7 protein-coding genes are annotated in these 11,157 nt (G+C 67.9%); 4 read left to right on the top strand and 3 right to left on the bottom strand.

What is annotated here, in order from left to right:
* Nucleotides 1–136 precede the first annotated feature (136 nt).
* Nucleotides 137–1,603: a sensor histidine kinase gene (locus tag A3A5_RS0105690; RefSeq protein WP_157637142.1), complete on the bottom strand. Its 1,467-nt coding sequence runs from the start codon at nucleotides 1,601–1,603 to the stop codon at nucleotides 137–139.
* 1 nt (nucleotide 1,604) lies between these two features.
* A complete protein-coding gene (locus A3A5_RS0105685) occupies nucleotides 1,605–2,279 on the bottom strand; it encodes a response regulator (RefSeq protein WP_018309644.1) in 675 nt (224 codons plus the stop codon).
* A 296-nt stretch (nucleotides 2,280–2,575) separates the two neighbouring features.
* Between A3A5_RS0105685 and A3A5_RS0105680 the strand changes: the two genes are divergently transcribed.
* Nucleotides 2,576–3,670, top strand: coding sequence for an ABC transporter substrate-binding protein (locus A3A5_RS0105680; RefSeq protein WP_026200492.1), 1,095 nt, complete (start codon nucleotides 2,576–2,578; stop codon nucleotides 3,668–3,670).
* Between the two features lie 9 nt (nucleotides 3,671–3,679).
* Here A3A5_RS0105680 and A3A5_RS0105675 read toward each other — a convergent pair whose 3' ends face one another.
* Nucleotides 3,680–4,423: a TetR family transcriptional regulator gene (locus A3A5_RS0105675; RefSeq protein ID WP_018309642.1), complete on the bottom strand. Its 744-nt coding sequence runs from the start codon at nucleotides 4,421–4,423 to the stop codon at nucleotides 3,680–3,682.
* Nucleotides 4,424–5,040: 617 nt separating this feature from the next.
* Between A3A5_RS0105675 and A3A5_RS0105670 the strand changes: the two genes are divergently transcribed.
* Genes A3A5_RS0105670 through A3A5_RS0105660 form a run of 3 tightly spaced genes read left to right on the top strand, consistent with a single transcriptional unit; the run spans nucleotide 5,041 to nucleotide 10,975 of the window.
* Nucleotides 5,041–6,273: an efflux RND transporter periplasmic adaptor subunit gene (locus A3A5_RS0105670; RefSeq protein WP_026200491.1), complete on the top strand. Its 1,233-nt coding sequence runs from the start codon at nucleotides 5,041–5,043 to the stop codon at nucleotides 6,271–6,273.
* 59 nt (nucleotides 6,274–6,332) lie between these two features.
* Nucleotides 6,333–9,485: an efflux RND transporter permease subunit gene (locus tag A3A5_RS0105665; RefSeq protein WP_018309640.1), complete on the top strand. Its 3,153-nt coding sequence runs from the start codon at nucleotides 6,333–6,335 to the stop codon at nucleotides 9,483–9,485.
* A gap of 2 nt (nucleotides 9,486–9,487) precedes the next feature.
* Nucleotides 9,488–10,975 (top strand): efflux transporter outer membrane subunit, encoded by a 1,488-nt coding sequence (locus A3A5_RS0105660; RefSeq protein WP_018309639.1) that lies wholly within the window; start codon nucleotides 9,488–9,490, stop codon nucleotides 10,973–10,975.
* The last annotated feature ends 182 nt before the right edge of the window (nucleotides 10,976–11,157 follow it).

Here is an 11,157-nt window from a genome sequence, read left to right as displayed (position 1 = left end):
CGCATAGGCGACGCGTTTCTTGCTTACTTCTTGTCGCTTGGACAAGAAGTAAGTCGCCGGCTACGCCGGCGAAACAGCCCACGCCCGCCAAGCACGACAACCCCGCCAAGCACGGACAACCCCGTATTACGATCCTCTATTCCCCAACCGGCAACTTCAACACAGCCCGCACACCAACGCCCTGCAGCCCTTCGCCCAGTTCCACCGTCCCCCCAAATCGCGCCGCCATCTCGCGCGAGATGGCGAGCCCCAGCCCGGAGCCCGGTTCCGCATTGCCCACGCGCCGGTAGAAGCGCGCAAAGACCTTCTCACGCTCTTCGGCCGGGATGCCGGGACCATCGTCTTCCACCACCAGGCAGGCGGTCTGGTCGGCGCGCGTGGCTGACAGCGTGATGCGGCTGCCGCGCGGCGAGTACTGGATGGCGTTGTGGACCAGGTTGGCCAGCGCCTCGCGCAGCAGCGCGGGGTCGGCGCGCACTGGCAGCTTCAGCCCTGGCACCGGCTCCCAGCCGAAGTCCTGCTGCTTGCCGCGCGCCAGCGGCAGGTAATCCAGCGCCACCTGTTCGGCCACGGTGACGGCGTCGATGATGTCGATGGCATCGGCCTCCTGCGCGTTCTCGCCGGGTTGCTGGCGTACCCGCGCCAGCGCCAGCAGCTGGTTGGTCAGGCGCGCGGCCTGCTCCAGCTGGGTGACGATGCCGCCCACGGCTTCGCCGGCGGCCTGGCGCGCGGCCTCGGGGTTGGGCGCGCGCAGCTGGCGCTGGGCGAACTCGGCCTGGGTCTTCAGGATCGCCAGCGGCGTGCGCAGCTGGTGCGCGGCGTCGGCGATGAACTGGGCCTGTGACTGCGCCATTGCCGCGGAGCGCGACACATGCAGGTTGACTGCGTCGACCAGCGGGCGCACCTCCGCGGGCACGCGCTCGAACGTGAGCGGTGTCAGGTCGTCCGGCGAACGCGCTTCCACGTCGTCGCGCACGCGCGCCAGCGGGCGCAGCACGTAGGTGACGCCGCCGACCAGGATGCCGGCGCTAAGCAGGATCAGCAGCAGGTCGCGCGCCAGCGCGCTGCGCCAGACCGTGCCGATCAGCGTGGTGCGCGGCTCCGCGGTCTCGGCCACCTGGATGATCACGCGCATGCGCGCATCCGGCCGGTATACCGGCCGCGCCATGGCGGCGATGCGCACGGCCTCGCCCCGGTATTCGGCGTCGTAGAAGCGCGGCTGGTTGTTGACCAGGCTGCCGGCCGGCAGCGGCAGGTCGTCGTAGCCGGTGACGGTCTCGGCCTGGCCGGCGCGCTCGGTCGACACGCGGTAGAACACATGGGTCTGCGCCGCGGTCTCGAACATCTCCATGGCGGCGTCGGGCAGGGTCAGCTGGACGCTGCCGCCGGCCATGCCGATGGCATTGTCGATGGCGCGGATCGAGCCATAGAGCGAGCGGTCATAAGCCGTGTTGGCGGCGTCGCGCAGGGTGCCGTAGGTCAGCCAGGTGTCGATCGCCATCATCGCCGCCAGCGCCGGCACCAGCAGCAACAGCAGTTGCCGGCGCAGGCTGCCGCGGCGCCACAGCAGCACCGGATGGCGCGGGCCCATCCGCCAGCGCATGTCAGCGCCCGGCCTCGGGCTCCAGCAAGTAGCCGAAGCCGCGCAGGGTGACGATGGTGACGCCATGCCCGGCCAGCTTCTTGCGCAGCCGGTAGACCAGCACCTCGATCGCGTCGGGAGAGACATCGGCGTCGAGCGAGAACACCTTGTCGAGCAGCTGCGCCTTGGTCAGCGGCTGGCCGCTGCGTGCCAGCAGCGCGCCCAGCAGGGTCGATTCGCGCGGGGTCAGCGCCAGCGGCGCGCCGTCCAGCGTGAAGCTGCGGGTCTCGCCGTCGAACACCAGCGTGCCGCACTGCAGGCGCGGATGCGCGCGTCCGCGGCTGCGGCGGATCAGCGCCAGCAGCCGTGCTTCCAGCTCGGCAATGGCGAAGGGCTTGGGCAGGTAGTCGTCGGCGCCCAGGTTCAGGCCGCGCACGCGTTCGTCCAGCGTGTCCTGCGCGGTCAGGATCAGCACCGGAGTGCGGTCGTCGCGCGCACGCATGGACTTGAGCACGGCCAGCCCGTCCTTGCCGGGCAGGCGCAGGTCGAGCAGCACCGCGTCGTATTCCTCGGCCTGCAGGCGGGCCTCGGCCTGCAGCCCGTCGGCGACGTGCTCGATCACAAAGCCGCCCTGCTCCAGCGCGCGGGCGACCCAGCGTGCCAGTTCGACTTCATCCTCCACCAGCAGGATGCGCATGCCGGTCTCCTCCTCTGCCGGTTGGGTCCATGTTTCGGTTGCGGCGGCGGAAAACGTCCGGATAACAAGGTGCAGCACCGATGGAGCGTGCCCGCCGCGGGCGCCTATAATACCTCCGCCCCGCCGGTCCCGGCGCGTGTTGTCCGTGCGCCCGCTCGCTTCCACAGGCCGTTCTTCCGTTTCCGACCACCGTGCCCACGCGTCCGTCCCTGCCGCCCCTGCCGTGCGCTTGCGAGCCGCCTGCCTCGGGGCAGCGCCGCCGCCTGCTGGGCGCATCGCTGCTGGCCGGCGCCACCTTGCCGGCCGCATGGCCCCTTCATGCCCAGTCTAGGCCGCCGGCGCCGCCACCGGGGTATCCGTCCGGATATGACGCCACCATCGCCGGCGCCATGCGCGAAGGCATGGTCACGGTCTATGCATCGACCGACCTGAAAGTGGCGCAGCCGCTGATCGCCGCGTTCGAGGCGCGCTACCCGGGCATCCGCGTGCACTACCAGGATCTCAACACGATCGAGCTGAACCAGCGCTTCCTGGCCGAGACCGCGGCGCTGGGCGGCAAGCGGCCCGCGCCCGATGCGGCCTTTGCCGACGTGCTGTGGAGCACGGCGATGGACCTGCAGATCAAGCTGGTCAACGATGGCCATGCACAGCGCTACGCCTCGCCCGAGCGCGCCGGCCTGCCCGGCTGGGCGGTGTGGCGCGACGAGGCCTGGGGCACCACCTTCGAGCCGGCGGTGATCGTCTACAACCGCCACCACCTGGCCGGCATGCGCCCGCCGCGCAGCCGCAGCGGGCTGGCGCGGCTGCTGCAGGAGCACGCGCCGCGCTGGCATGGCAAGGTGGTGACGTATGACGTGGAGCGCTCGGGCGTGGGCTACCTGCTGGCGCAGCAGGACGCGCGCATGGGCAGTGAGTTCTGGTACCTGGCGCAGGCGCTGGGCCGCGCCGGGGTGCAGCTGTCGGCGTCCACTGCCGAGATGATCGAGCGCATCGCCAGCGGCGAGCTGGTGATGGGCTACAACCTGCTGGGTTCGTACGCGCTGTCGCTGATGGAGCGCGGCGCGGCCATCGACGTGATCGCCCCGCGCGACTACACGCTGGTGATGTCGCGGGTGGCCTTTATTGCCCGGCGCGCGCCGCGGCCCAATGCGGCGCGGCTGTGGCTGGACTACCTGCTCTCGCGCCAGGGCCAGGCGGTGCTGGCCAAGTCCACCTCGCAGCTCTATACCATCCGCACCGATACCGACAGCGTGCACACCGCGGCGGCATTGTCGGAGCGGCTGGGCTACGCGCTCAAGCCGATCAGCGTCGGCCCGGGCCTGCTGGCCGCGCAGGACGCAATGCGCAAGCGCGCCTTCCTGGCGCGCTGGCGCGAGGCCATGCGCGGCTAAGCGCGCGGCTCAGGGGACCAGGTCGCCGGTTTCGAGCCCGCCCATTTGGGCGTTCGGGCAGGCCTGCTGGCACAGCGTGGACAGTTCCCGGTCCAGCGCCGCCATCGGGCGCGGCACGTAGCCGTGGCGCAGCGCCGGTGAGAACTTCAGGGTATCGATAAAGGCGTCGGACATGCGCTCGGCGTTGGCGTCGAGGTCGAAGTCCTGGGGCGAGAACAGCCAGTGCGCCAGCACCCCGCCGATGGCGGCATGGAAGGCGTTGACGGCCAGGTCCAGGTCCAGGTCGGCGGGCAGCTGGCCGCGCTCCAGGGCCAGGCGCAGGTGCTCGCGCATCTTGACCAGGCCGTCCTGGTGCGACTGGCGCTGGCGCTCGAAGATGGCGCCGTTGTCCTGCACCATTTCACACTTGTGGAAGATGATCTCGAACACCCGGCGCCAGCGCGGATTGACCACGGTCTGGCGCATCACATAGGCGCAGATGTCGCGGATGCCGCCCAGCGGGTCTTCCTGGCGCGCGAGCCGCTCGGGGTCGCACAGCGCTTCCACGGGCAGGTTGACGCGGTCGCACATGGCGGCGAACACATCGCTCTTGTTCTTGAAATGCCAGTAGATCGCGCCGCGCGTGACACCCGCCGCCTCGGCGATGTCGGCCAGCGACGGGCGTGCCACGCCGCGGGCGTGGAACACGGCTTCGGCCGCGTCGAGAATCCGGTGGCGCGTTTCAAGCGCCTCTTCCTTGGTGCGTCTGACCATTTTTGTCTCTGGTGCCGGCGGCATGACGCGATGGAGCCGTCATGGCCAGCCTTGTTGGGTCTCCCTGGGTGCGGCCGCCTTGGCAGCCGCACGGGCCGGCGCATGCGCCGGCAGGTCGTTATCGTCACATGGCAATGTGCTTGCAGCTTTCGAGCCGATACGCCGGCGCGCATCCTAACCCGAGCCGGCGGTTTGCGCCGTGATTCCGAACGGGTGGGGACATTTCGGACCGGCTGGTCAGGTTTGAACCGGGGTCGGGATCCGTTTTGCCGCGGCCCCGCGGCGCAGGTTGTGCGCCGAAAGGCCCTTCTGCAACATCAACTTAACATACATGCTTGAATGTATATATAATACGCGCTTGCCCGGCATTCGGCCAGCCGCCTTCTGTGACATACCCAGCACAGCTGGCAATCCCTGCCGCAGGCCAGCCGGTCATGAATCCAGTCGTTACATAAAAGCCACCGTTCGTCGCATTTGACATGGCGACGCCGCGAATTGTGGCTAGCATCACACTTTTGTCCGCTGCAAACCGTGCGGCGGGCTGCGTCGTTTCCGTTTGTCGGATGACAGGTCCGGGGCGATGCGGCAGATCTCAAATTGCCATCATGGGGTTATCGATGAGGAAGTCCCAACGTATCCGTTGCGTTGCAGCCTATGCACTAGCGGCGCTGTCTGCCGTGGCGCTTGTTGCCTGCGGTGACAAGAAGGCCGAAGGCGGCGCACCGCCCCCGCCGGAAGTGGGTGTGGTGACCGTGACGCCGTCGCCGGTCGCCGTCGTCAATGAACTGCCGGGCCGCCTGGAAGGCATACGCACGGCCGAAGTGCGTGCTCGCGTCGAAGGCATCGTGCTGTCGCGCAACTACACCGAAGGCGGCGAAGTGAAGGCCGGCCAGGTGATGTTCCGCATCGACCCGGCGCCCTACCAGGCCGCGCTGGCTTCGGCCCAGGCAGCGCTGCAGCGCGCCGAGGCCAACGCCGTGTCGGCGCGCCTGAAGGCCGACCGCTACAAGCCGCTGGTGGCTGTCAACGCGGTCAGCAAGCAGGAGTACGACGACGCCGTGGCCTCCGCCGGCCAGGCCAATGCCGACGTGGCATCGGCCAAGGCGGCGGTGCGCACCGCCCAGATCAACCTGGGCTACACCACCGTGACCGCGCCGATCAGCGGCCGGGCCGGCCGCGCGCTGGTGACCGAGGGCGCGCTGGTGGGCAAGGGCGAGGCGACCAAGCTGGCGCTGGTGGAGCAGGTTGACCCGATGTGGGTCACCTTCACCCAGCCGGCTTCGGAAGTCACGCGCCTGCGCCGCGCGATCGAGTCCGGCATGGTCAAGGGCATGAACGGCGGCGCCAAAGTGCACCTGTACGTCGAAGACGGCCGCGAGTACGAGCAGACCGGCAAGCTGCTGTTCTCTGACATGACCGTGGACCCGACCACCGGCGCGATCACGCTGCGGGCGCAGTTCCCCAACCCGAAGCGCGAGTTGCTCTCGGGCACCTTCGTGCGCGTGAAGATCGAGCAGGGCGTGGATGAGAACGCACTGACCGTGCCGCAGCGGGCGCTGATCCGCGGCGCGCAGGGTGCCAGCGTGATGGTGGTGGGCACGGACGGCAATGTCGCGGCGGTGCCGGTCAAGGCGCCGCAGGCCATTGGCGACAGCTGGGTGGTGACCGAAGGCCTGAAGGGCGGCGAGAAGGTGATCGTCGAGGGCCTGCAGAAGATCAAGGTCGGTGCGCCGGCCAGGGCCGTGCCGTTCAAGCCGGCCGGGGCGACGGCCTCCGCCCCGGCGGCGCCGGCCTCTGCCCCCAAGGCTGAGAGCCAGCAGCAAGCCAAGTCTGACGCCACGCAAGGCTGAACCCTGCCGTACCAACGGCAAATACGGCTAGACCGCTAGACCAAGAGGGAGCCAGTTTTATGGCCAAGTTTTTTATCGACCGGCCGGTGTTCGCGTGGGTGCTCGCGCTGATCATCGTGCTGGGCGGCATATTGGCGATCCTGCAGTTGCCGATCGCGCAATATCCAAACATCGCCCCGCCGACGATCTCGGTCACCGCCACCTACCCGGGTGCGTCGGCCAAGACGCTGGAGGATTCCGTCACCTCGGTGATCGAGCAGGAGCTCAACGGCGCCCCTAACCTGCTCTACTACAACTCCACCAGCGAGTCGTCCGGCCTGGCGAGCATCACCATCGCCTTCGCGCCGGGTTCGAACGTCGACCTGAACTCGGTCGAAGTGCAGAACCGCCTCAAGCGCGTGGAAGCGCGCCTGCCGGCTGAAGTGCGCCAGCAGGGCGTGCGCGTGGACAAGGCCGGGAACAACTACATGATGTTCCTGACCGTGTCGTCCAAGTCCGGCACGGCTGACGCGATCCAGCTCGGCAACTATGTCTCGGCGCAGGTGATCGACTCGATCCGCCGCGTGCCGGGCGTGGGCCAGGCCGACCTGTTCGGCACCGAGTACGCCATGCGGATCTGGCTGGACCCCGCCAAGCTGACCGGCTACAACCTGACCCCGACCGACGTCACCGCCGCGGTGGGCGAGCAGAACATCCAGGTCGCCGTGGGCGAGCTGGGCGGCACGCCCTCGCCCAAGGGCACCGAGCTCAACGCCACCGTCACCACCGAAAGCCGCCTGACCACGCCGGAGCAGTTCGGCAACATCCTGCTGCGCACCAACCCGGACGGGTCTTCGGTGCGCATCAAGGACGTGGGCCGGGTGGAGCTGGGCGGCGCCGACTACTCGACGCTGGCCCGCACCAACGGCAAGCCGTCGGCGGCCATCGCCATCAAGCTGGCCCCGACCGGCAACGCGCTGGCCACCGCCACCGCGGTGCGCGCCAAGATGGAAGAGCTGTCGAAGACCTTCCCGGCGGACTACCAGTACTCGGTGCCTTACGACACCTCGGCCTTCGTCAAGATCTCGATCGAGGAAGTGATCAAGACGCTGCTGGAAGCCGTGGTGCTGGTGTTCCTGGTGATGTACCTGTTCCTGCAGAACTTCCGCGCCACGCTGATCCCGACGCTGGTGGTGCCGATCGCGCTGCTGGGTACGTTCGGCGCACTGCTGGCGTTCGGCTTCTCGATCAACGTGCTGACCATGTTCGGCATGGTGCTGGCCATCGGTATCCTGGTGGACGATGCCATCGTGGTGGTCGAGAACGTCGAGCGGATCATGAGCGAGGAAGGCCTCTCGCCACGAGAAGCCACGCGCAAGGCGATGGGCCAGATCACCGGCGCCATCATCGGCATCACGCTGGTGCTGACCGCGGTGTTCATCCCGATGGCGTTCTTCTCGGGCTCGGTGGGTAACATCTACCGCCAGTTCTCGCTGTCGCTGATCTCGTCGATGGCGTTCTCGGCGCTGCTGGCGCTGACGCTGACCCCGGCACTGTGCGCGACGCTGCTCAAGCCCGTCGAAGCCGGCCATCATCATGAGAAGAAGGGCTTCTTCGGCTGGTTCAACCGCACCTTCGCGCGCGCGTCGACCAGCTACCAGGGCGTGGTGGCGCGCATCCTCAAGCGCACCGGCCGCTACCTGATCATCTACGCGGTCATCATCGTCGGCGTGGTGGTGCTGTTCAAGCGCCTGCCGTCGTCGTTCCTGCCCGACGAAGACCAGGGCTACATGATCACCGTGGTGCAGCTGCCCAACGGCGCGACCCAGGACCGTACCATCGGCGTGCTCAAGCAGATCGAGGACTACTACCTGCAGAAGGAAAGCAAGGTGGTGGACCAGATGATCACGGTGGCGGGCTTCTCCTTCTTCGGCCGCGGCCAGAACGGCGGTATCGCGTTCGTGCGCCTGAAGGACTGGAAGGAACGCACCGGCGCCGGCGAAACCGCGCAGGCGCTGGTCGGCCGTGCCTTCGGCGCGCTGTCGTTCATCAAGGACGCGATCATCTTCCCGCTCAACCCGCCGGCGATTTCCGAGCTGGGCAACTCCTCAGGCTTTGACTTCCGCCTGCAGGACCGCACCGGCCAGGGCCACGCCAAGCTGATGGAAGCGCGCAACATGATGCTGGGCATGGCGGCCAAGAGCCCGGTGCTGATGGGCGTGCGCCCGGAAGGCCAGGAAGACGCGCCGCAGCTGCAGATCGACATCGACCGCGAGAAAGCCAAGGCGCTCGGCGTCACGGTGGCCAGCATCAACTCGACGCTGTCGATTGCGTTCGGCTCGAACTACGTCAACGACTTCATCTATGAAGGCCGGGTGCGCAAGGTGATCGTGCAGGCAGAAGGCTCAGACCGCCGCCTGCCCGACGACCTGACCAAGCTGCGCGTGCGCAACAGCAACGGTGACATGGTGGCATTTGCCGCGTTCGCGACGTCCAAGTGGGTGATGGGCTCGCCGCGCCTGGAGCGCTACAACGGCATGCCGGCGGTGAAGCTGGCGGGCCAGGCCGCGCCGGGCCGCAGTACCGGTGAAGCCATGCGCGTGATGGAAGAGAACTTCGCCAAGCTGCCGCCGGGCTTCGGCTTCGAGTGGTCCGGACAGTCGTACGAAGAACGCCTGGCCGGCTCGCAGGAACCGATCCTGTACACGCTGTCGCTGATCATCGTGTTCCTGTGCCTGGCCGCGCTGTATGAAAGCTGGTCGATCCCGTTCTCGGTGCTGCTGGTGGTGCCGCTGGGCGTGCTCGGTGCGCTGCTCGGCGTGACGCTGCGCGGCATGCCCAACGACGTGTACTTCAAGGTGGGCCTGATCGCCACCATCGGCCTGTCGGCGAAGAACGCCATCCTGATCGTGGAATTCGCCAAGGACCTGCAGGCGCAAGGCAAGGGCCTGCTCGAAGCCACACTGGAAGCGGTGCACCTGCGCTTCCGCCCGATCCTGATGACGTCGATGGCGTTCATCCTGGGCGTGCTGCCGCTGGCGATCGCCACCGGCGCGGGCTCGGGCAGCCAGCGCGCCATCGGCACCGGCGTGATGGGCGGGATGATCACGGCCACGGTGCTGGCGATCTTCCTGGTGCCGGTCTTCTTCGTCGTGGTGCGCAAGCGCTTCAAGGGCAGTGCGCGCCAGCGCATGCTGGACCAGAAGTGGCACGAGCCGAAAGAGGAAATCTGAACATGACCAAGACTCTGACCACACTGCTGCTGGTGGCCGGCGTTCTGACCGGGTGCACGCTGGCACCCCACTATGACCGCCCTGCCCCGCCGGTGGCAGACAGCTTCCCGGTGGCGCCCGAGGGCTACGCCACCGCCGAGGCGAAGAGCGGCGAGACCCGCCGCGCGGCCGACATCGGCTGGCGCGAGTTCTTCCGCGACCCGCGCCTGCAGGCGCTGATCGCCACCTCGCTGGAAAACAACCGCGACCTGCGCACCGCCGCGCTGCGCATCGAAGAAGCGCGCGCGCTGTACCAGGTGCAGCGCGCCGACCTGCTGCCCACGGTGAACGCGACCGGCGGCTACACCCGGGCCCGCACCACCGCGGCCCAGTCGGCAACGGTGCTCGGCCAGGCCGGCGTGACCGAGGTCTACCAGGTGGGCCTGGGCATCTCGTCCTATGAATTGGATTTCTTCGGACGCGTGCGCAGCCTGTCCAATGCCGCGCTGGCGCAGTACTTCGCCACCGAAGAGGCACGCCGCTCGGCGCAGATCTCGCTGGTGTCGGAAGTTGCCAAGGCCTACCTGGCCGAGCGTTCCTTCGCCGAGCAGTACGACCTGGCGCGCGACACGCTGAAGGCGCGTGAAAGCACCTACGGCCTGGCCAAGCAGCGTTTCGAGGCGGGCGCCACCTCGGCGCTGGACCTGCGCGACAACGAATCGCTGGTGGCGCAGGCCCGCGTGGCCGCGGCGCAGCTGGCGCGCCAGCGCGCGCAGGCGCAGAACGCGCTTGAAGTGCTGGTGGGCAAGCCCATCGGCACCATCGAGAACCTTCCGGCGCCGGTGCGCCTGTCGGACGAGCGCATCATCAGCGACATCCCGGCCGGCCTGCCGTCGGACCTGCTCGAGCAACGTCCCGATATCCGGCAGGCCGAGCAGTTGCTGCTGTCGGCCAACGCCAATATCGGCGCGGCGCGCGCGGCATTCTTCCCGCGCATCACGCTGACCGCCAGCGCGGGCACCATCAGCCCGTCGTTCTCGGGACTCTTCGATGCCGGCACGCGTGCGTGGTCGTTTGCGCCGCAACTGGTGCTGCCGATCTTCGACTATGGCCGCAACCTGTCGAACCTGGACCTGGCCAATGTGCGCAAGAACATCCAGATCGCCAACTACGAGAAGACCATCCAGACGGCCTTCGCGGAAGTGGCCGATGCACTGGTGGCGCGCGGCACCCTGGAAGACCAGGTCACCGGCCAGGAAGAGGTGCGCAACGCGGAACAGGCACGCTATGAACTGGCGCGCCTGCGCTTCCGTAGTGGCATCGCCAGCTACCTGGACGAGCTCGATGCGCAGCGCCAGCTGTTTACCGCGGAGCAGGCGCTGATTCAGGCGCGGCAATTGCGGCTCAACAATGCGATCGATCTGTACCGGTCGCTGGGCGGTGGTTTGCAGGAGAGCAGTCCGGTGGCGCAGCAGGGGACGCCAGGGCAACAGGGGACGGTGACGCAGTAGGGTTGCGGGTTGCTATTGCCGTATGAAACGACGTGCTTTTGGTGCGTCGTTTTTTTTTGGGGGGTGGCTTTGGCACCACGGGTTGGTTGTCGTGCTTGGCGGGCGTGGGCTGTTTCGCCGGCGTAGCCGGCGAGTCACTTTTTGTCCGAGCGACAAAAAGTAACCAAAAAACGCGTCGCCTG

This window comes from Cupriavidus sp. UYPR2.512 (genome assembly GCF_000379565.1).
Taxonomy (GTDB): domain Bacteria; phylum Pseudomonadota; class Gammaproteobacteria; order Burkholderiales; family Burkholderiaceae; genus Cupriavidus.
Note: the sequence above shows the minus strand (reverse complement) of the source record. Positions and strands in the feature narration are given on the sequence as shown.

Bases quoted from the DNA above. Each gene is read 5' to 3' on its own strand.
- A3A5_RS0105670 (WP_026200491.1), top strand. From the start codon at position 5,041: ATGAGGAAGTCCCAACGTATCCGTTGCGTTGCAGCCTATGCACTAGCG.
- A3A5_RS0105690 (WP_157637142.1), bottom strand. From the start codon at position 1,603: ATGCGCTGGCGGATGGGCCCGCGCCATCCGGTGCTGCTGTGGCGCCGC.
- A3A5_RS0105675 (WP_018309642.1), bottom strand. From the start codon at position 4,423: ATGGTCAGACGCACCAAGGAAGAGGCGCTTGAAACGCGCCACCGGATT.
- A3A5_RS0105660 (WP_018309639.1), top strand. From the start codon at position 9,488: ATGACCAAGACTCTGACCACACTGCTGCTGGTGGCCGGCGTTCTGACC.
- A3A5_RS0105665 (WP_018309640.1), top strand. From the start codon at position 6,333: ATGGCCAAGTTTTTTATCGACCGGCCGGTGTTCGCGTGGGTGCTCGCG.
- A3A5_RS0105685 (WP_018309644.1), bottom strand. From the start codon at position 2,279: ATGCGCATCCTGCTGGTGGAGGATGAAGTCGAACTGGCACGCTGGGTC.